The sequence below is a fragment of the Nitrincola sp. A-D6 genome (assembly GCF_000764495.1).
GTDB lineage: Bacteria > Pseudomonadota > Gammaproteobacteria > Pseudomonadales > Balneatricaceae > Nitrincola.
The window spans coordinates 1-21,383 of the sequence record NZ_JRLB01000057.1 but is presented as its reverse complement, the minus strand read 5'-3'; the positions used below and the strand labels follow the sequence as shown (position 1 = coordinate 21,383).

The window sequence follows — 21,383 nt, the reverse complement described above, 5'->3', positions numbered from 1 at the left end:
TGCCGCGGATGCCGGTATGTACAGGAATGTGTGCTCTTATCGGTTAGCTTTTTTGATGTCGCCATACTGCTTTTTCAACTTCCACCAGCAATAACACCACAACGCCGTACCCGAGCATCACGAGCCATTGGTTCAAACTTAGTGGTGTGCTTTGGAACAGGGTGTTCATCACCGGGGTATAGATGAACAGCAACTGCGCAATAAGCATCGCGGCAATTCCACCCCATATCCATGCATTGGAGTTGATGGGCGTTTTAAAGATACTGTTGGTAAGAGAGCGGCAGTTAAGCAGGAAGAAGCTTTGCACTACAACAAATAGCGTTACCGCCAATGTGCGTGACTCTTCAATACTGGCGCCATGCAGTTGTGACCATTGAAACAGCCCGAACGCGCCGATCAGCAACAGGGTACTGACTGAAACTATCCGGCCGATCATCTCCACCGATAAAATAGGTGCATTGGGCTCACGGGGTGAGCGGGACATGATTCCCAGCTCTTTTGGCTCAAATGCCAGCATCAGTCCGAGGAAGACAGCGGTGGTCATATTCAGCCAAAGTGCCTGTACCGGTAACACGGGCAGAGTGATACCGAAGAGTATGGCCACCATAATCACCAATCCCTGTCCCATATTGGTAGGGAGGATCCAGGTGATAAATTTAATCAGATTGTCGAAGACGTTTCGACCCTCTTCCACAGCCGCCTCGATAGAGGTGAAGTTATCATCTGTCAGTACCATGTCAGAGGCTTCTTTGGAGACTTCGGTGCCACTGATACCCATAGCAATGCCGATATCCGCCTGCTTCAGTGCGGGTGCATCGTTGACGCCATCACCGGTCATGGCAACAACATGATCACGGCCCTGTAACGCTGTGACCAGGTTGAGCTTTTGTTCCGGTGCTACACGGGCAAAGACTGAGACAGTTTCAGCAGCCTGACTGAGTTCTTCCGCACTCATTTCACTCAATTCACGCCCGGTTAGCGCTTCCAGTTCATCGCTGTTTTGGCCGGGGTTGTTTTGCAAACCGATTTTTGCCGCAATGGCTTTGGCGGTAAGCACATGGTCACCGGTAATCATTTTCACCCGCACACCGGCTTTCTGACAGGTGGCAATAGCCTTGATGGCCTCGGATCTGGGAGGGTCAATCATGGCTTGCAGACCCACGAATGTCAGTGTTTGTTCCGGCTCCCTGTTATTGAACTCATCCAATGTATCTTCACTGTTAGGTACCTTCTGCATGGCAAAGGCCAGTACGCGCATCCCCTGGCTGGCGAAGGCATGTACCTGTTCTTCAATGGCATCATGCATCAATGATTCTGTTTCGCCATCCACATTCAACTGTGAGGTACAACGAGCCAGGATCTGCTCCACTGAACCTTTCAGGTAGATCAGATTATGATGGGCGTCGAGGCGATGCAGCGTCGCCATATATTGGCGATCTGATTCAAATGCGATGGTATCAATGCGTTTAAATTCAGCTTCACACTGCCTTAGCTGATAACCGGCTTTCATGGCGGAGACAATCAGGGCACCCTCGGTGGGGTCACCCTCAACACCCCAGCGGCCCTCAGTCTCACTCAGGCGTGAGTCATTACTAATCAGACCCGTTATCAGAATGTGGTGTAAGGCATCATTGTCAGCCAGGTCTGCCTTCTGGCCGTCGCAACTGAGCTGTCCTTCAGGGTGGTAACCACTGCCACTCACATCATAGGTTTTGCAACCCGCCAGGATTTTTTGTACCGTCATCTGGTTTTCAGTCAGTGTGCCGGTTTTATCAGAGCAGATGACGGTAGTTGATCCCAGTGTTTCGACTGCCGATAGTTTACGAATAATGGCATTGCGTGATGCCATTCGACGTACGCCTATGGCCAGGGTGATGGTAACTACAGCAGGTAACCCTTCCGGAATAGCCGCAACCGCCAGAGCAACGGCTGCCATAAAGGTATCACTGACTTCCATGCCATATAACAGACCCACCCCAAAAGTGATCGATGCCAGACCGAGAATGACCCATAGCAGCAGTTTACTGAACGCATGAATTTTGCGGGTTAGTGGTGTTTCCAGTGTAGTAGCTTCAGAAATCATATGGGCAATTTTGCCGGTTTCGGTTTGATCTCCTGTCGCGGTTACGATGCCTTTGCCAGATCCATAGGTAACCAAGGTGCCGGCAAATGCCATGTTATTTCGATCTGCTAACACGGTATCGGTATCAAGAATATCCAGGTGTTTTTCAGAGGATACTGATTCACCTGTCAGCGCCGATTCGTCAATTTGCATGTCCCTGCATTCTAACAGGCGCATATCGGCTGGCACTTTGTCACCCGAAGCCAGAAAAATCAGATCGCCAGCAACCAGATCTGTCGCTGGTATAGTTTTTTTCTCGCCATTACGTAATACAGTGGCGCTAGAGGAGAGCATTTTTTTCAGAGAGTTAATCGCCTCTTCAGCTTTTGATTCTTGCACAAAGCCGATAATGGCATTGATGATGACGACAGCAAAAATAACCCCGGAGTCAACATATTCTTTTAAAAATAGTGTGACCAGAGTGGCAAATAGAAGTATGTAGATCAGTGGGTTATGAAATTGTAGTAACAAGCGTTTAAATGCGGATATGGGTTGCTTTCCGGTAATACTATTAGGGCCGAATGCTTGTAATCTTTCTGCCGCTGAATTGGAGGTTAAACCTGTGTCGACATCACTCTCCAGAGTCTCAATAACCTCTTTGCTGTCAAGATGGTGCCAGGGTTTGTCGGGTAGTGACTTCATCGAGCGCTCCACACTTATGCCTAAGGGTATACCCTAGCACAAAAAAAAACGGAACGTAATGCCTTGATATTGATCAAGGTCAGCGTTCCGTTTTGCGCCCCCTTTGGGGGCTGGGGCACTACAAGTTGTTAGGTTAGGCGACTCTGGATGTATCCTGGCAACAGTCTGGATGAGTTGTCATAAAGTGACAGAGCGTTTGAGTCAAAAGAGCCATTTTCGCACTGTTACCCTGAGCTCTTGCCAGTTCAATATCATCCAGGATGTATTGCCTGACTTGATGACTGGCATTGTGTTCAACCATATATTTACCTAATGCCATGGCAACAATAGGCTCCAGATGCTCGTGTTCTGCAATCGCATCAATTTCTTCATCACTGAGGTCGCACATTTCCAGACATTCTGTATAGGTCAACATGATTTTATCCTCAAGAGTTCTAAGTTGGATTTACGGTTCGCACAAACCGTCTATTAATCTTATTTCAGTTTAGTTCAGTGAGTGAGGAGTTAAAGTCAGATAAGTAGATATAAATTCAAGACTTTCCCTGGATTTAAACAAGGGTTTCATGCTGCGTACGCACATTATTTTATCGAAAAATCTGTAATCAGTTTGTCATTAAGTACTTAGCTGGTGTTGCTTTGCACCACTGAAAAGTATCCCAGCCCCCCATTGCAGATAAAAAAGTCGCTACTGAGTAAGTGCTGACGTTTTTAGAATTATTGCCGTCGTTTCCATAGGGTCAACTGAGCGGGGGTAGGGCTATTCTGCATCTCAATAGTTAATAGTGACTTGACTGCTTAACCGGAGAAACTGCCATGACACCCGCTGAACTGCATCAGGATGCCATCATTATAGATGGTTTGATCATTGCGAAATGGAATCGTGAACTGTTTGAAGATATGCGCAAAGGTGGGCTGACTGCTGCCAGTTGTACTGTGTCAGTCTGGGAAGGGTTTCAGGCAACCATCAATAATATTGTTGATGCCAATCAGCTTATGCGAGACAACGATGATCTCGTTATGCCTGTTTTAACCACAGACGATATTCAGCGAGCCAAGGCGTTAAATAGAACCGGCATTATTCTGAGTTTCCAGAATGCGCATGCGTTTGAAGACCAGATCGGCTATGTCGAAGTATTTAAAAAGCTCGGCGTGGGCATCGTACAGATGTGTTACAACACGCAAAATCTGGTGGGTACAGGGTGTTATGAGCCTGATGGTGGTCTGTCTGGTTTCGGACGTGAAATTGTTGCGGAAATGAACCGTGTGGGAGTGATGTGTGATCTTTCGCATGTGGGTTCCAAAACCTCGGTAGACGTAATTCTGGAATCGAAAAAACCGGTTTGCTACTCCCACTGCTTGCCGTCAGGACTGAAAATGCATCCGCGCAATAAATCCGATGAAGAGTTGAAATTTATTGCTGATCGCGGTGGCTTTGTTGGTGTGACCATGTTCGCTCCCTTCCTGAAAAATGGCATAGATTCGACCATTGATGACTACGCTGAAGCCATAGAGTACGTGATGAATATCGTTGGTGAGGATGCAATCGGTATAGGTACTGACTTTACTCAGGGACAGGATCAGCAGTTTTTTGATCGGCTGACACATGATAAAGGCTATGCCCGTCGTCTGACAGATTTTGGCAAAATCGTGAATCCCTTGGGCATCCGTACAGTAGGTGAATTTCCTAATCTGACTGAAACCCTGATCAAGCGTGGCATGAGTGAAACCCAGGTGCGCAAAATCATGGGTGAGAACTGGGTGCGTGTCCTCAAGGATGTCTGGGGCGAGTAAGTCTTAAAAAATAAATATTCCTTGTTAATGAACAAAGCGATTTAAGGTGAACGTTGTGACAAAAATGGCCCCTGAACTGCCAATTGAAGTGGATAGTGAAACCGGTATCTGGACATCAGATGCGCTGCCTATGCTGTATGTGCCCAGACACTTTTTTATTAATAACCATCAGGCGATTGAAGAAGAGTTGGGCCCTGAGCGCTATGCAGAGATTCTTTATAAAGCTGGCTATAAAAGTGCCTGGCACTGGTGTGAAAAAGAAGCAGAGCTGCACGGTCTGAGCGGTGTTGAGGTGTTTGAACATTATATGAAACGACTGTCCCAGCGCGGCTGGGGTAAATTCATAACCGAATCGATAGATCTTGAAGCCGGGGTTTGCAACGTGCGTCTCGAGCACTCCGCGTTTGTGTATCACTATGGCAAGGTTAACCGCAAGATTGAATATATGTTTACCGGCTGGTTTGCCGGTGCGATGGATCAGATTCTGGAGGCGCAGGGGAGCTCGCTGCGAACCGTAGCTGAGCAGACCCAAAGTGGTGCTGAAGCCGGTCATGATGTGGGTTATTTCGTTACCCGTCCCAAGGTTTAATGTTGCTGTCCAGGAGTAACCTATGTCCCAGTTTGATGCCATTTTTCAACCGATTCAACTCGGTAAGCTGACCATCCGTAACCGGGTGGTGAGTACAGCGCATGCCGAGGTTCATGCCACTGATGGCGGCATGACCACTGAACGTTATGTGAAGTATTACGAAGAGAAAGCCAAGGGTGGCTGTGGCTTGTGTATTTGTGGGGGCTCTTCGGTGGTCTCCATAGACAGCCCACAAGCCTGGTGGAGCTCTGTTAATCTGTCCACCGACCGCATTATTCCACACTTTCAGAATCTTGCCGATGCGGTGCACAAGCATGGCGGCAAGATTATGATCCAGATTACCCATATGGGACGGCGTTCGCGCTGGGATGGTTATAACTGGACGACGCTCCTGTCGCCCTCGGGTATTCGTGAACCCGTGCATCGTTCTACCTGTAAAACTATTGAGCCGGAAGAAATAGAGCGCATCATCGGTGACTTTGCTCAGGCGGCACGGCGTGCCAAAGAGGGTGGGCTGGATGGTGTCGAACTGTCTGCGGTGCACCAGCATTTGATAGACCAGTTCTGGAGTCCACGGGTTAACAAGCGCACAGATGAGTGGGGTGGCAGTTTTGAAAACCGCATGCGCTTCGGCATGGAGGTGCTTAAAGCGGTGCGTGCCGAAGTTGGGGATGATTTTGTTGTCGGTATGCGTATTTGTGGCGATGAGTTCCATCCCGACGGTTTGACCCATGAGGATATGAAGCAGATTGCTGCCTATTATGATGCTACCGGCCTGGTGGATTTCTTTGGAGTTATAGGTTCAGGTTGTGATACCCATAACACCCTGGCGAATGTGATTCCGAATATGTCCTACCCGCCAGAGCCTTTTCTGCATCTGGCGGCGGGTATTAAAGAGGTGGTCAAGGCGCCGGTTATTCATGCGCAGAACATTAAAGATCCCAACCAGGCGCAGCGTATTCTGGAAGGGGGTTATGTCGACATGGTGGGTATGACCCGTGCGCATATTGCCGATCCGCACATCATTGCCAAGATCAAGATGGGTCAGATCGACCAGATACGTCAGTGTGTAGGTGCCAATTATTGTATTGACCGCCAGTACCAGGGGCTAGATGTACTGTGTATTCAAAATGCGGCCACATCGCGTGAATACATGGGCTTGCCACATATTATCGAAAAAACGCAAGGCCCTGTACGCAAGGTGGTGGTAGTTGGCGGTGGTCCTGCGGGTATGGAAGCTGCACGAGTGGCAGCTGAGCGCGGTCATCAGGTGGTGTTGTTTGAAGGACAGGCACAGTTGGGTGGGCAGATTACCCTGGCTGCCAAAGCGCCGCAGCGTGATCAGATGGCCGGTATTACGCGTTGGTATCAGTTGGAATTGGCCCGCCTGAAGGTGGATGTACGTCTGAACAGCTATGCCGATGAAGCGATGATCACAGCTGATCAGCCGGATGTGGTTATCCTTGCAGTGGGTGGCAAACCCTTTATCGAGCAAGAACCCGCCTGGGGTGCTGCAGAGGGCCTGATCGTCAGCAGTTGGGATATTCTCGATGGCAAGGTAGTACCGGGCAATAATGTGCTGGTGTATGACACTATCTGTGAGTTCACTGGTATGTCGACTGCCGATTATCTGTCTGAAAAAGGCAGCAAGGTGGAGCTGGTGACTGATGATATTAAACCAGGCGCAGCAGTCGGTGGTACTACCTTCCCAACCTATTACCGCAGTCTCTATCCCAAAGAGGTGATCATGACGTCTGATCTGGCACTGCACAAGGTCTATCGTGAAGGCGATCAATTGGTGGCTGTGTTGGAGAATGAGTATACCGGTCAGTTGGAAGAGCGCGTGGTTGATCAGGTGGTGGTAGAAAATGGCGTACGTCCAGATGAAAGCCTGTATTACGCCTTAAAACCCCAGTCACTGAACAAAGGGCAGATGGATATTGCGGCGCTGTATGACATCAAGCCTCAACCCTGTTTGAGTGAGTCGACTGATGGTGACAAGTTTGTATTGTTCCGTATCGGTGATTGCACAGCACCACGAAATACCCATGCAGCCATCTATGATGCGCTGCGTCTTTGCAAGGATTTCTGATACAGGGTTCGGGTTATGTTGAACGTGTTATTACCTTGGTTGCTAGGCGTAGCCCTGTTATTGGCAGTGATTGGTGCCGTGCGCCGTATCCGTCTATGGCGAGTAGGCCGTAGTGCACCTGTGCCGTTGCTGGCCGGTTTGGCCGCCATGCCGCGCCGCTATCTGATTGATCTGCATCATGTGGTAGCGCGGGATAAGTATATCTCGCACACCCATGTTGCTACCGCCGGAGGCTTCGTTCTGGCGGCAATACTGGCCGTGCTGGTGCATGGTTTACACTGGCACAACGCTATTTTGGCCTGGGCATTGTTGCTTGCAACAGCGTCGATGTTTTGCGGTGCACTGCTGGTGGCGAAGCGTCGCCTAAACCCGCCAGATCGCCTGTCTAAAGGCCCCTGGATGCGCCTGCCAAAAAGCCTGTTGGCTTTCTCGCTGGGATTCTTTTTGCTGACCTTGCCGGTTGCCGGGGTGCTGCCGGCTGATGCTGGCGGCTGGCTGCTGGTGGTCCTACTGCTGGCGCTGATCACCTGGGGGCTGGGTGAGATGTTCTTCGGCATGACCTGGGGCGGACCGATGAAGCATGCCTTCGCCGGTGCCTTACACCTGGCGTTTCATCGTCGTGCGGAACGTTTCGGTGGTGGTCGCTCGACTGGCCTCAAACCCCTTGATCTGGCTGATGCGGATGCACCACTGGGGGTGGAAAAGCCGGCTGATTTTACCTGGAACCAGTTGCTCGGTTTCGATGCCTGTGTGCAGTGTGGTCGCTGTGAAGCAGTTTGTCCGGCTTATGCGGCTGGCCAGCCGCTGAACCCGAAAAAACTGATTCAGGATATGGTGGTGGGCTTGGCCGGTGGTACCGATGCTGGCTATGCCGGCTCTCCCTATCCCGGCAAGCCGGTGGGCGAGCACCAGGGCAGCCCGTTTGCACAGATCGTGGCGCGGGAAGGCCAGGGGCTGGTTGATGCTGAAACGCTCTGGTCCTGCACCACCTGCCGTGCCTGCGTGGAAGAGTGTCCGATGATGATTGAGCATGTCGATGCGATTGTGGATATGCGTCGTCATTTGACCCTTGAACGCGGACAAACCCCTAATAAGGGCGCCGAAGTGATCGATAACCTGATTGCAACGGATAATCCCGGTGGTTTTAATCCGGGTTCACGGATGAATTGGGCGGCGGATTTGAATCTGCCTCTACTGTCTGATGTGAAGCGTACAGACGTGCTGCTCTGGTTGGGTGATGGGGCGTTCGATATGCGCAACCAACGTACCCTGCGGGCGTTCGTCAAAATTCTGCGTGCGGCCGGGATTAACTTTGCCGTACTGGGAAATGAGGAGCGTGATTGCGGTGATGTGGCCCGCCGCCTTGGTGATGAAGCTACCTTTCAGTCGCTGGCCAAACGCAATATTCAAACCCTGTCGCAATACAGTTTTCGTGCCATTGTCAGTTGTGATCCGCACAGCTTTCATGTGCTGAAAAATGAATATGCGGCATTCGGTGGTGAGTATGTGGTCTATCATCACACCACCTACATCAACCAGTTACGCCAGTTAAGCAAGATTAAGCTCCGCGCTCATAAGGGTGGCAAAGTGACCTACCACGATCCCTGCTACCTGGGGCGTTATAACGGTGAATATACGGCGCCAAGAGATGTCCTCAGTGCGATGGGAATCGAAGTTGTCGAGATGCAGCGTTCCGGTTTTCGTTCGCGTTGTTGTGGCGGTGGAGGTGGCGCTCCGATTACCGATATACCGGGTAAACAGCGAATTCCTGATATGCGTATGGAGGATATTCGTGAAACCTCAGCAGAGCAGGTCGCTGTTGGTTGTCCTCAGTGTATGGCGATGCTGGAAGGTGTGGTGGAACCCCGACCCCAGGTGCTGGATATTGCTGAGATGGTCGCTGATGCACTGGAAATTTCAGCGGAAATACCGGAAAAAGAGGAGGTCAGCTTATGAGTGATAGCCTTCGCCGTGATCCGCGCCGCGAACAGATACGGCGTAACCGTTTACATCCCCAGCATGATGCTGTGTTGGCGGCTATGAATGGCACTGATAGTCCAGCCGAATGGTTAAGCGCACAGGGTATAAAGCGGCGCAATCCGCATCTGATAGGGTTTATCGGTCCTAATGGCTTGCGTCGTATTGATCGTAGTGGTGTGCAGGGCGGCGCCGCGTCAGCCGCTAAGTCACCCGGCCTTACTGTGGATAGCCGGCCTTTGCACCACATCGAGTCGCCAGCGGCTTATGTGGTGGTTGTGCCCGATATGCCGGGTGGGCGGTTGAGCGCGCTGGATAAGGACCTGTTGGGGTTGGCGCAGCAGTTGGCATCCCGACAGCCAGAAACAGCCGTGTTAGCGGTGGTGTTTGGTTCATATAAAGAGCTAGGCTTTGCCGATGCTGGCGTGGATAGATTATTGCATCTGACCGATGCCGTCTTTGAGCAATACTCCCCAGAGCTGCAGCTGGCACGGTTGCTGCAGTTAGAGTCTGATCTGCAGCCTGAATACTGGTTGTTTCCTGATTCAGGGTTAGGTGGGGGTGATTTGGGACGGCGATTTGCTGTGCAGATTGATGTGCGCGCCGCCACCGGGCTCTGGCAGGTTCGGCAGGATAATGAACAGCTACAGTGTATTTGTCGGGGTGCCGCAGCCACAGTGGATATTACCCGTGAACTGCCTCGTGTTGTGCTTGCACTGCCTGAGTGTGCTGAACCGGTTAGTGATACGCGCCACGAAGCTGTTGCGTTTTCATTGCGTGCAGGTCAGGTCGAATCCTTGCAGCGAATTGAGGATATGGGCGCTGTTGGCGTTGATCCGGCGAGTGTGTCCCTGGCGGAAGCTGAATTTATTCTGTCTGGCGGTAATGGTGTGACGGACTGGCAGGGCTTCCATACAGCGGCTGAAGTACTGGGCGCCACAGAGGGCGCGTCCCGTGTGGCGGTAGATGATGGCTTTATGCCACGTGACCGACAAGTGGGTGCAACAGGCACCTGGGTGACAGCGCGTGTTTATCTGGCTGTAGGTATTTCCGGTGCAATTCAACACCTTCAGGGCATTCAGACCTGTGAAAAAGTCATTGCTATCAACACAGATCCAGGTTGCGATATGGTGAAACGAGCGGATCTGGCTGTGATCGGTGATGCCGCCGCGATACTGGAAAAGCTCATTGAGAAGGTTAATGCACTGAAACAGGAGACGCGTCATGTTGCCTAACACGCTTGCTAGTCGTGCTGCATCATCCAAGGTAGCAGCACTCTTGTCGATTGGACAGCATCCGCTTACCGGGCGTGCCCGACGTGCTGATCAGGATGCCAGAGCTTTAGAAATGGCACTCAATTTAGCTGATATTGAGCTGTTACCCGTGCATGCAGGATGGGTTGATGAGGCTTCGGAAGCCGCTTTACGCGGTTATATCGGGATGGGAGTGCCTGAGCTGCATCTGCTCGAGCAGCCAGTTGAGGCCGATGTTGTGCCAGCGTTGGAGGTGTTTGTTCGCCAGCAGCAGGTCTCATTGGTGTTGTGTGGCGGCCGGGCTGAAGCTGGTGAAGGTTCCGGGTTATTACCCTATCAGCTGGCACAGCGATTGGGTTGGCCTGTGATTAGCGGACTGGCTGAGATTGAACACTTGCGATCTGATTCTGTGACGCTTTTGCAAGCCTTGCCCAGAGGCCAGCGTCGACGTTTGAAGGTATCCCTGCCCGCTGTGCTGGCCTTGGATTCGGCGGCTCCAGCTGCGCGACAATCAGCGTTTGGTCCGGCTCGTCGGGGCCAGTTGATGCAACAGAGTGCGGACGTAAAAGCTGATCTGGATCGAAACGACTGGCAGTTTCAGCCAGCACGAAAGCGTCCAAAACGCTTAAAAATTATTAAAGCGACATCTGCAAGGGATCGATTTAAAGCAGCAGCAGCTAAAGCTGAGGCCAGTGGTGGAGAGGTGTTACAAAACCTGTCGGCTGACAAATCAGCCGATGCCATACTGAAAATGCTACTCGAAGAGGGGGTGTTGAATCGGGATAAATCAGCCTGACCCGGAGGATTTGTAAATAAATTCCGGAGATTTCTGCAAGACCTTGCAAGGTCAGCTGATTTAGAGTCAATCGTGGTTTTTTTTAGGATTGATGCAAATCAAACTTTCGCGTTAAATCCAGCATATGCATGTCTGGCTTGAAGCAAAAAGGGTGTTGTCTATACCACACTCACCAACAACAAAGATAAGGTGACACATAAATGAGCAAACCTAACCTGAACAGACGTAATATTCTTAAAGCCGCTGCAGCGGGTGCTGTCGCTGCGCCTTTGGCTATGGCGTCCACGTCTGCTTTTGCAACTACCAATTTGCGTATGCAAACCTACTGGGGTCGTGAAGCAGCTGATGTTTTTTCTGCTTTTGGCAGTGATGTACGTACGGCTTCTAACGGTTCATTACGGGTTCGCCACTTTACCGGCAGCTCACTGGTTCCTGATGCCGAAATGTTTCAAGCTGTCAGCAATGGCACAATTGATATGTGTCAGGGTTATGCAGGCTACTGGCCGGGTCAGTTGGATATCGCCGGTATTGAATCGGGTCTTCCAGGTGCCTGGACCACCTATGATGAAGCACAGTATGTGTTCCGTCATAAAGGCTTGCTGGAACTGGTTCGTGAAGCCTATGCCGAAAATAATGTTCACTACATGGGCCCAATCTTCGGTGGTCCGTTTGATTTGCTGACTAAAGAGCCAGTGAATAGCCTGGAAGATCTGAAAAACATGCGTATCCGCGCAACGCCTGCTGTGGCACGTATCCTTCAGGCTTTTGATATTCCAACCGTATTCCTGCCAGGTTCTGAACTTTATGTAGGCCTGAGCACCGGTACTATTGATGGTGTGATTTATGCCGGAACCAACGAGTATGTTGGTATGAAACTGTATGAAGTGGCTAAGCATTACACCTCTCTGGGCATGGTGTATCCAGGCTACTGCGACCAGATTTTGGTGAATATGGATGTCTGGAACGCCATGTCTGAAGAAGAGCAAAAAGTGATGGAATTGGCTTATGAGAAGCATGCATCACACATGAACACCTGGATGGTTAGTGGCTCTATCGATGCGGGTGGCAGTGGTAAATTCGAAATGAACAAGCTGAATGCGGAAGACTCTGCACGTCTTCGTCGTGCAGCTGAAGTAATTTGGGAAGATGAAGCAGCCAAGTCTGATCGCAACCGTAAGGCGATCGACATCCTGAAAGAAACAGCGAAAGCTACAGGTCGTGCCTGATGCTTTCGGTCTGTCACTTAGTTAGCTGGGTTGATAGACTCTCTGAAACTGTTGGTAAGGCCATCTCCTGGATGTGCCTTGCCATCATTGCAGTGATGCTCTATGAAATAGCCGCCCGCTATTTCTTCAACAGCCCGACATCCTGGGCGCACGAAGTGACCACTATGCTATACGGAACCTTCTGTATCATAGCGGGCACCTACACTCACCGTTATCAGGGCCATGTGCGCAGTGAAGCCCTTTATCATCTGTTTTCCCGTCGCGGTAAAGCTATTGCTGATACGCTGACAGGCTCATTGGTGTTATTCGTTCTGATTGTGTTTTTTGTGGCATCTGTAGATTTCGCCTGGGACTCCTGGCAGCGCGACGAGTTATCGTCACGCAGCACCTGGGCACCGCCTTTGTATCCTTTTAAAACCGTTTTGCCTGTGGCAGTGGGGTTAATCACCTTACAAAGTGCCGCGCATCTGATTCGGGATATTTGTGTGGCGTTTAATGTTGGCTGTGATGCGTGTGTCGACCGTGGTGTGGAAGTTGAACACTGAGGTCTAGCGTAGTGCGTGCGGTTAAGTCCGGCCGCTTTATAAATACATAACGATAAAAGGTACACAAGGTGTCAGATATTGATCCTTTATTGATAACTCTTGGCATGTTTGCCGCGATGTTTGTCATGCTGTTACTGGGGACACCCTTGTCCTGGTCTTTGCTGACCGTAGGTATGGGGTTTGCCTATTTTCTCTGGGGTTCTGGCGCGCTGGAACTGCTTACCGTTAGTGCATTCTCATCCATGGATAACTTTATCCTGGTGGCACTGCCGATGTTCATCTTCATGGGGCTAATGCTGGAACGATCGGGCATTACCGATGATTTGTTTGAAATGATGAACAAGTTGATGGGGGCGCAACCCGGTGGTTTAGGGGTGGGTACCATCGTCCTCTGTGCTCTGATTGCTGCTATGGCCGGTGTGTCCGGTGCCGCCACCGTCAGTCTGGGTGTGATTGCGTTACCGGCCATGTTGAAACGTGGATACAGTAAAAAGCTCGCAACCGGAACGATTATGGCCGGGGGGCGCTGGGATTTCTGATACCGCCAAGCGTGTTGATGATCCTGTATGCCTTTTTGGCAAAGGAGTCTATCGGCAAGCTTTTCGCAGCAGGTTTGATTCCCGGACTCATGTTGGCGGGTATCTACATCGTTTATATCCTGATCATCAGCCGTATTAAGCCTTCTATTGCACCCCCTTGGCTGAAGCTGAACGGGTTGATTGGAAAGGTAAACTTGCCTCTCTGAAGGCGCTGATATTGCCAGGTACGCTAATTGTTACTGTTCTGGCCTGCATTATTCTCGGGATTACCACGCCATCAGAAGCGTCAGCGATAGGCGCCGCCGGAGCCATTATCTGTGCAGCTATCTACCGGACACTCAACTTCAAAATGATGAAGGATGTGTTGCTGGACACTACCAAAATCATGGGGATGCTGATCTGGATAACCTTAACGGCGATCTTCTTCAGTAAGGTGTATATCGGTCTCGGCGCGGGCTTTTTGCTACAGGACCTGGTTGAAGACACAAGTCTGGCGCCTATGGCCGTCATAGTGTCTATGTTGGCCTGCTACTACGTGTTGGGTATGTTTTTGGATGATTTTGCTATCGTCTTTATCACCGTACCTTTGTTTGTGCCGGTGGTGGAAATGCTTGGTTTTGATCCTGTCTGGTTTGCCATCCTGTTCATTGTCAGTATGCAGTCAGCCTATTTAACACCACCTTTCGGCTATAACCTGTTCTATATGCGATCGGTAGCGCCACCCTCGGTGACTATCTACGACCTGTATCTGGCAGCTATTCCATTTATTCTGCTGCAGATATTCGGTCTGGCCTTGCTGGTGATGTTCCCACAGATCGCACTCTGGTTACCGGAATTGATTTACGGTCCTTAAAAGAGAAGGCGCAAGATGCTCAGCGTTTTTGCCTGGTTAATCATCCTTTTGTTCTGAAGGGTTATATCAGGTAAAAGCGCTGTTTTTGTTGGATTTACTTGTTTTTTGTGCGTATATTGATCCATGCTGTTCATACGGCACGTACATACAATAACAAGAGCCCATAGCGTCTTAACAGCATGGATGCGTTTTGTTCTCTGCGCCAGCAGAAACAGGACGTCAATGTGGTTTCTATAATCTGTCATTATGGATTCACATATGCTGTTCAGAACTAAAGACGCATCGTCCTTACCCGCTCTAAAACTATCCCTGCAACGCCTTGAGAATGATGTCAATGCACTCAAAGCACATATGGCATTCATTGAATTTGATGTTCAGGGTAATATACAAAAAGCCAACGCGCTTTTCTTACAAGCCACTGGCTACAGCTCAGAGCAACTCACCGGCCAGCATCATCGTATTTTTTGTCCAAAGCATGTTACCCAAAGTCCGGAATATGCGAAACTATGGCAAACGCTGGCATCGGGTCATTCGGTAGCAGGGACTTTCGAGCGAATTAATGCTCAAGGTCAGCCCTTATGGCTGGAGGCAACCTATTTTCCAGTTACCGATGACCAGGGCAAGGTCTATAAAGTCCTGAAAATTGCAGCTGATGTGACGGATCGTAAAATTGAGTCCGATCAGCAATTAGCGGTTTTGCATGCCTTGGACCGTTCAATGGCGGTGATTAAATTTACGCCTGACGGCAGTATCATTTCCGCGAATGATAATTTTCTCAATGCTGTGGGTTATCGGATTGATGAGCTAAAGGGAAAGCATCACCGTATTTTTTGTAAAGATGCCTTTTATCAGGATAATCCCAACTTCTGGGCAGAGTTGCAGCGTGGTGAATTTAAGTCCGGTCGTTTTGAACGACTTGATTCGCGTGGGCAGGTGATCTGGTTAGAAGCGACCTATAACCCGATCAAAAATGCTCAGGGGAAGGTTGTGCAGGTTATCAAATTTGCGTCTGATATTACTGCTAAAGTTGAGTTGGATATAGCCATTCGTGAAGCGGCTGCACTGGCCAGCAGCACCTCTGAAGAAACCGCACAAATTGCTCAGCAAGGCTTGTCTTCTTTAGATCAAGCCGTACAAACATCGCGTCAGATTGCCATCAAGGTCGATGAAGTCAATGAACTGATAGCGAAGTTGAATGTGCAATCAGAAAGTATTCAGTCGATTGTCGCTACGATCAAGTCCATCGCTGACCAGACTAATTTGCTGGCCCTGAATGCAGCCATTGAAGCAGCCAGGGCTGGGGAGCAGGGGCGTGGATTTGCTGTTGTAGCTGATGAAGTGCGACAGTTGGCCTTCCGCACCAGTGAGTCAACCAAGATGATTGCAGACGTCGTCAATGAGAACCATCAGTTGCTTAGTACCTTGACAAGTAACACCACAGAAGCGCGACGGTCAGCAGAGGCTGGACAGGAAAGTATCAGCCGGGTCAGTGATATTATGACTGAGATCTATCAGGGAGCAGAGAATGTGTCACAAGCGGCAGCCAGGTTGGGTAATCTGAGTTAGTTGGGAGCACAGTCTGCAAACGACATGACCTTGTTCACCTGAGACACCTTGGTGGGGACAAGCGTTGGATCAATTGCGATTCTACAGCCTGAATGCCATTATTGGCTCATTCGACTCGATAAGTATAAAGAGACCTGTAATGAGCCAGAACACACCGGAAATTTCCCGTCCTGCTGGGCGGCGGAAAACCCGTGCCGGACAGCGTGGTCGTATGACTCAAGCGGCGGCGCTGGATACAGTCAATCAACTCCTGGGCGACTCGCCCAATCGCCGTGATTTGCTCATAGAGCACTTGCACCGTATTCAGGATCATATCGGCTACTTATCCCTGGCACATTTGCGTGCTCTGGCTGAACGTATGAACTTGCCGATGGCCGCTGTTTATGAAACCGCCAGTTTTTATGCCCACTTTGATATTGTGCATGATGATGAGTTACCTCCAGCCGCTGTAACTATCCGTGTATGTGATTCGCTGGCTTGTCAGCTGGCCGGGGCAGAGGCTTTGAGTCAGGCCTTGCAGCAGCAACTGGATCCCGCCGCTGTGCGGGTGGTTCATGCCCCCTGCATGGGACGCTGTGATGCCGCACCCGTAGTGGAGTTGGTTCATAATCATATTGAGCAGGCGAGTCCTGAAAAAATTGCGCATGCACTGGCTGTGCAGGCATTTGAGCCTGCTGAAGTGGATTGGCAGCCGTTAGCCGCGTACCAGGCAGAGGGTGGCTATCAGCTATTAGCTGATTGTCGTGCAGGTCATCGTTCGGTCGAAGCGTTGATGACGATGATGGAGCAGGCCGGTCTTCGTGGTCTCGGTGGCGCCGGTTTTCCGACTTATAAAAAATGGCAGTTTGTACGCGCTGAGCCAGCACCGCGTTACTGTGTGATCAATGCCGATGAGGGGGAACCTGGCACCTTTAAGGATCGCTATTATCTGGAGCGTCACCCACACCGTTTCCTTGAGGGTGCACTGATCAGCAGTTGGGCGATAGAAGCCAGTGCCTTGTATATCTATCTGCGGGATGAGTATCCCGGTGTGAATCAGTTGCTGCATGCCGCTATTGCTGAGCTGGAGCAAGCCGGCATTATTGAACCTGGCTATATTATTATCCGTCGCGGTGCCGGGGCTTATATCTGTGGTGAAGAGTCGGCTTTGATCGAGTCGCTGGAGGGTAAGCCAGGCAAACCGCGGCACCGTCCGCCCTTTGTGGCGCAAAAAGGCCTGTTTGATCGACCTACGCTGGTCAATAACGTTGAAACTGTGTATTGGATACCTCTGATTTATGCCAAGGGGCTGAGTGGTTTGCCTCACAAGGGCGTCATGGACGCAAAGGCCTGCGCTCCTTTTCCGTATCGGGTCGCGTGAATAAACCCGGTGTGCACCTGGCACCCGCCGGGATTACCCTGAATGAGTTGATTGATGAATATTGCGGTGGACTACCCGAAGGACAGCAATTGCTGGGCTATCTGCCCGGTGGTGCATCCGGCGGTATCTTGCCCGCCAGCAAAGCGGATATTCCGCTGGATTTTGATACCCTGCAGGCCGAAGGCTGCTTTATAGGTTCAGCGGCGGTGATGGTATTGTCTGATCAGGATAATTTACAGCAGGTGGCTAAAAACCTGATGGCCTTTTTCCGTGATGAATCCTGTGGCCAGTGTACCCCCTGTCGTGTTGGCACTGAAAAAATGCTCGATCTGATCAGTGAACCGGAGTGGGATCTACTGCAGTTGCAGCGTTTGTCACAAGTGATGATGGATGCTTCTATTTGTGGTCTGGGTCAGGCCGCACCCAATCCGGTGTTGGGTCTACTGAAAGACTTTCGTGCTGAACTCAGTGCCGCTAATATCATCGTCAAGGGGTAAGTCATGACTGCATTTGAACTGACGCTGGATGGCGTATCTGTCACTGCCTATGAAGGTGAAACCCTGTGGCAGGTGGCAAAGCGTGCCGGCGAAACCATTCCACACCTGTGCTTCAAAGATGCCGCTGGCTATCGGGCCGATGGTAACTGCCGTGCCTGTATGGTGGAAATTGAAGGCGAGCGGGTGCTGGCTGCCAGCTGTATTCGTGAAGCTTCCCCTGGCATGGTGGTACATAGTCTGAATTCAAAACGTGCCATGATTGCCCGTGAAGGTATCCTGGAGTTGCTGGTTGCCGATCAGCCGGACCGGCAACAGAGTCCGGACAGTGCCAGCCATTTCTGGCAGATGGCCGATCTGCTGGCGGTGGATGCCGCGGCTGTAAAAAAGCAACTGCCTGCCAGAGCTACAACACCAGAACGTATTGATCGTTCGCACAGTGCCATGGCCGTGAACCTGAATGCCTGTATTGACTGTAATTTGTGTGTGCGTGCCTGTCGTGAAGTGCAGGTAAATGATGTGATCGGCCTGGCACATCGTGGTTCTGCGTCTAAAATAGTATTTGATTTTGATGACCCGATGGGTAACAGCACCTGTGTCGCTTGTGGAGAGTGTGTGCAGGCCTGTCCAACCGGTGCACTGATGCCGGCGACGCTGGTAAATGCCGAGGGTGTGGGTGATTCTTCTGCCATAGATAAGCAGGTTGATTCTGTCTGTCCCTATTGTGGTGTGGGCTGTCAGCTTACCTATCAGGTGCGTGATGATAAAATCGTCAATGTAGTGGGCCGGGAAGGGCCCTCCAACCTGGGGCGTTTGTGCGTCAAAGGACGCTTCGGTTTTGATTATCCCAATCATGCCAGCCGTTTAACCCGCCCGCTGATCCGGCGAGAAGGAGTTGCTAAGGGAATCGATCCCGACTTTGATCCGGCTAATCCGCTGACACACTTTCGTGAAGCCGACTGGGATGAAGCGCTCGATCTGGCAGCCAGCGGACTGTCGCATTTGCGTGCCGCTTACGGTGCCGAGGCTTTGGCCGGTTTTGGCAGTGCCAAGTGTTCCAATGAAGAAGCCTGGTTGTTCCAGAAACTGGTTCGAACCGGTTTTGGCAGTAATAATGTCGATCACTGTACCCGTTTGTGCCATGCCAGTTCGGTGGCGGCGCTGATTGAATGTATTGGTACCGGTGCGGTGACTGCTTCGTTTATGCAGGCATCCCAGGCTGATGTAGTGATCCTGACCGGCTGCAACCCGGCTGTAAACCATCCGGTGGCAGCTACTTTCTTTAAGCAGGCGGCTAAAAAAGGTACCAAAATCATCATCATTGACCCGCGTGGTCAGGCGCTGAATGCCTATGCACACAAAGTGTTGCGTTTCTCTCCGGGAACCGATGTGGCGCTGTTTAATGCCATGCTCAATGTGATCGTTACCGAAGCCCTCTACGATCAGAGCTATATTGATGCGCACACGCAAGGGTTTGAAGCGCTGAAAGCCCATGTTGTGGATATGACACCCGAGGCCATGTCACCCTTGTGTGGCATAGAGCCGGAGGAAATCCGTGAAGTGGCTCGCCTTTATGCCCAAGCGGATAAGGCGATGATTTTCTGGGGCATGGGTATTTCACAGCATACTCATGGCACAGACAATGCGCGTTGCCTGATCTCCCTGGCATTGGCCTGTGGACAGACAGGACGTCCAGGCACGGGTCTGCATCCGTTACGCGGACAGAATAACGTACAGGGCGCTTCGGATGCTGGTTTGATACCCATGGTGATGCCGGATTATCAACCGGTGACGGATGCACAGGTAAAGTCAGCCTTTGAAGAGCTCTGGTCAACTCCGTTAAGCGGCAAGCCAGGCTTGACGGTGGTGGAGATCATTCACGCCATCGATGCCGGTAGCATCAAAGGCATGTATATTCTTGGTGAAAACCCGGCGATGTCTGATCCGGATCTGGAGCATGCACGTGCGGCACTGGCCAAACTGGAGCATTTGGTGGTGCAGGATCTGTTTGTTACCGAAACCGCCCAGTTTGCGGATGTGATCCTGCCTGCTTCGGCCTGGGCGGAGAAGGATGGTACGGTGACCAATACCAACCGTCAGGTGCAAATGGGTCGTGCCGCCGTTCCTCTTCCAGGTGAAGCGAAGCCGGATTGGTGGATCATCCAGGCCCTGGCAAACCGTATGGGGCTTAATTGGCACTATCAGCACCCACGCGATGTATTTGCCGAGATGAAACGCGGCATGGCATCTCTGGATCATATTAGCTGGGACAGGCTGGATGCAGAGCAATCGGTAACCTATCCTTGCCCGGCTGACGATCAGCCTGGGCTGGATGTGGTCTATACAGATGCTTTCCCGACCGAGACAGGTAAAGCGCGCTTCTCGCCAACACGCCCTCTGCCACCGGATGAGCCGGTAGATGCTGATTTTCCGGTGGTATTAACCACAGGTCGACAGCTGGAGCATTGGCATACCGGCTCTATGACCCGGCGTACCCGGGTGCTGGATGAACTGGAACCAGAAGCGGTGGCTAGTCTGGCCCCGACTGAGTTGGTTAAATACGGTCTGCAACCAGGTGATGCACTGACGATTACTACGCGGCGTGGTGAAATTACTTTGGCGGCACGTATCGATCCGTATATGCCTGAAGGGATGGTCTTTGTGCCTTTCTGCTACGTTGAAGCAGCGGCGAATATTTTAACTAACCCGGCACTGGATCCCTTTGGTAAAATACCTGAGTTTAAATACGCGGCTTGTCGATTAAGTAGTGCCGCTGCAGCTAGAGGTTAAGTTTGCTTGGTCAGACGCTGTGGCTCACATTTGGGCCACTCACCAGCAGTTTCAACAGATCGCTGCGGCAGATAATACCGACTAAACGGTGCTCATCGATGCTGACAACAGGCAAGGCTGTGATTTTCTGGTCGATAAAAAACTGCGCAATTTCCCGAACCAGCGTGTCTGTGGTGACAACAGCAACCTGGTGCGTAAGCTGTGAGGCAATAGTTTCTTCCGAATCCGTACCCGCTTGAATCAATTGGTTGCTGGTGATCAGGCTAATAGGCTGTAAATTAGGTCCGACAACAACAAGGTGATCTATCTCAGCTTGCTGGATAGTTTGCCAGGCGCTGGCTATTAAGGTAGCAGGGGTGATGGTGATCACCGGACTGCTCATAATGTGCAGTGCCTGAAGTTTACGGCGCTCTTTAAGTGAGTCAGACTCTCGTTCAGTATCCAGATAAATGCGTGAACGTCCTGATAACAGCCCGCCATGTTCGCCTGTCAGAGGGGTTGCAGCTTTGCCCAGTTGACCTGCGTGGTCAAACTGTCGGTCTTTGTTAATAGCATGGGCTTCCTCTACATTGCGTCCCCCGGTTAGCATACGTGCTGGTGGGTTAGTGATAAGTCCGTTGTCATAGATCAGCAATGCCATAATATCTCCCTGTGAGTATCTTGCTGTTAGTTAGGTTGTATCGGCTGGATGTGATTAAATTTTAATCACTATGACAGATTTTTCGCTAAAAAACTGAAAAGGGACCCC

16 protein-coding genes and 2 pseudogenes are annotated in these 21,383 nt (G+C 50.9%); 15 read left to right on the top strand and 3 right to left on the bottom strand.

The genetic code is table 11. The annotated features are described in order from the left end of the window. Positions 1 to 43: 43 nt before the first annotated feature. Together LH51_RS10430 and LH51_RS10425 are read right to left on the bottom strand one after the other, a co-directional pair. Positions 44 to 2,764 (bottom strand): cation-transporting P-type ATPase, encoded by a 2,721-nt coding sequence (locus tag LH51_RS10430; RefSeq protein ID WP_036522102.1) that lies wholly within the window; start codon positions 2,762 to 2,764, stop codon positions 44 to 46. A 133-nt stretch (positions 2,765 to 2,897) separates the two neighbouring features. Then, positions 2,898 to 3,179 carry a hypothetical protein gene (locus LH51_RS10425; protein ID WP_036522101.1) on the bottom strand — a complete coding sequence of 94 codons (282 nt, stop codon included), beginning with the start codon at positions 3,177 to 3,179 and terminating at the stop codon, positions 2,898 to 2,900. A gap of 398 nt (positions 3,180 to 3,577) precedes the next feature. Between LH51_RS10425 and LH51_RS10420 the strand changes: the two genes are divergently transcribed. The 15 genes and pseudogenes from LH51_RS10420 to fdhF all read left to right on the top strand — a co-directional run bounded on the left by LH51_RS10420 (position 3,578) and on the right by fdhF (position 20,635). Next, on the top strand, positions 3,578 to 4,555 hold the full coding sequence (locus LH51_RS10420; protein WP_036522100.1) for a dipeptidase: 978 nt from the start codon (positions 3,578 to 3,580) through the stop codon (positions 4,553 to 4,555). A gap of 55 nt (positions 4,556 to 4,610) precedes the next feature. Then, complete coding sequence (locus LH51_RS10415) at positions 4,611 to 5,144, top strand: 4-vinyl reductase (RefSeq protein ID WP_036522099.1); 534 nt, start codon at positions 4,611 to 4,613, stop codon at positions 5,142 to 5,144. A 22-nt stretch (positions 5,145 to 5,166) separates the two neighbouring features. Then, positions 5,167 to 7,236, top strand: a complete 2,070-nt coding sequence (dgcA, locus tag LH51_RS10410) for a dimethylglycine demethylation protein DgcA (RefSeq protein ID WP_036522098.1) — start codon at positions 5,167 to 5,169, stop codon at positions 7,234 to 7,236. 15 nt (positions 7,237 to 7,251) lie between these two features. Next, positions 7,252 to 9,192, top strand: coding sequence for a (Fe-S)-binding protein (locus LH51_RS10405; protein ID WP_036522097.1), 1,941 nt, complete (start codon positions 7,252 to 7,254; stop codon positions 9,190 to 9,192). Further along, positions 9,189 to 10,448, top strand: coding sequence for an electron transfer flavoprotein subunit alpha (gene etfA, locus LH51_RS10400; protein WP_036522096.1), 1,260 nt, complete (start codon positions 9,189 to 9,191; stop codon positions 10,446 to 10,448). Before LH51_RS10405 ends, etfA begins: the two co-directional genes overlap by 4 nt. Continuing rightward, positions 10,438 to 11,262: an electron transfer flavoprotein subunit beta gene (gene etfB, locus LH51_RS10395; RefSeq protein ID WP_036522095.1), complete on the top strand. Its 825-nt coding sequence runs from the start codon at positions 10,438 to 10,440 to the stop codon at positions 11,260 to 11,262. The genes etfA and etfB overlap by 11 nt, the downstream gene beginning before the upstream one ends. A gap of 200 nt (positions 11,263 to 11,462) precedes the next feature. Continuing rightward, a complete protein-coding gene (dctP, locus tag LH51_RS10390) occupies positions 11,463 to 12,488 on the top strand; it encodes a TRAP transporter substrate-binding protein DctP (protein WP_235263659.1) in 1,026 nt (341 codons plus the stop codon). Next, positions 12,488 to 13,033, top strand: a complete 546-nt coding sequence (locus LH51_RS10385) for a TRAP transporter small permease subunit (RefSeq protein ID WP_052063657.1) — start codon at positions 12,488 to 12,490, stop codon at positions 13,031 to 13,033. The genes dctP and LH51_RS10385 overlap by 1 nt, the downstream gene beginning before the upstream one ends. 104 nt (positions 13,034 to 13,137) lie before the next feature. Beyond that, positions 13,138 to 13,778 (top strand): annotated as a pseudogene (locus tag LH51_RS22610) (TRAP transporter large permease subunit). Positions 13,779 to 13,789: 11 nt separating this feature from the next. Continuing rightward, positions 13,790 to 14,425, top strand: coding sequence for a TRAP transporter large permease subunit (locus tag LH51_RS22600; RefSeq protein ID WP_235263657.1), 636 nt, complete (start codon positions 13,790 to 13,792; stop codon positions 14,423 to 14,425). Between the two features lie 246 nt (positions 14,426 to 14,671). Further along, positions 14,672 to 15,448 (top strand): annotated as a pseudogene (locus LH51_RS24765) (PAS domain-containing protein); the annotation flags it as partial. 9 nt (positions 15,449 to 15,457) lie between these two features. Next, positions 15,458 to 15,991 carry a methyl-accepting chemotaxis protein gene (locus tag LH51_RS24760; RefSeq protein ID WP_268746559.1) on the top strand — a complete coding sequence of 178 codons (534 nt, stop codon included), beginning with the start codon at positions 15,458 to 15,460 and terminating at the stop codon, positions 15,989 to 15,991. 139 nt (positions 15,992 to 16,130) lie between these two features. Beyond that, entirely contained in the window at positions 16,131 to 17,351 is a 1,221-nt protein-coding gene (locus LH51_RS10365) for an NAD(P)H-dependent oxidoreductase subunit E (protein WP_235263656.1), read from the top strand. Further along, entirely contained in the window at positions 17,348 to 17,848 is a 501-nt protein-coding gene (locus LH51_RS22585) for an NADH-ubiquinone oxidoreductase-F iron-sulfur binding region domain-containing protein (protein ID WP_235263655.1), read from the top strand. The genes LH51_RS10365 and LH51_RS22585 overlap by 4 nt, the downstream gene beginning before the upstream one ends. Positions 17,849 to 17,851: 3 nt before the next feature. Further along, the gene (gene fdhF, locus LH51_RS10360) at positions 17,852 to 20,635 is read left to right on the top strand and encodes a formate dehydrogenase subunit alpha (protein ID WP_036522091.1); all 2,784 of its coding nucleotides are present in this window, start codon (positions 17,852 to 17,854) and stop codon (positions 20,633 to 20,635) included. A gap of 10 nt (positions 20,636 to 20,645) precedes the next feature. Here the strand turns inward: fdhF and LH51_RS10355 are convergent, their stop codons facing one another. Further along, on the bottom strand, positions 20,646 to 21,275 hold the full coding sequence (locus tag LH51_RS10355) for a CBS domain-containing protein (protein WP_036522090.1): 630 nt from the start codon (positions 21,273 to 21,275) through the stop codon (positions 20,646 to 20,648). Positions 21,276 to 21,383 lie beyond the last annotated feature (108 nt).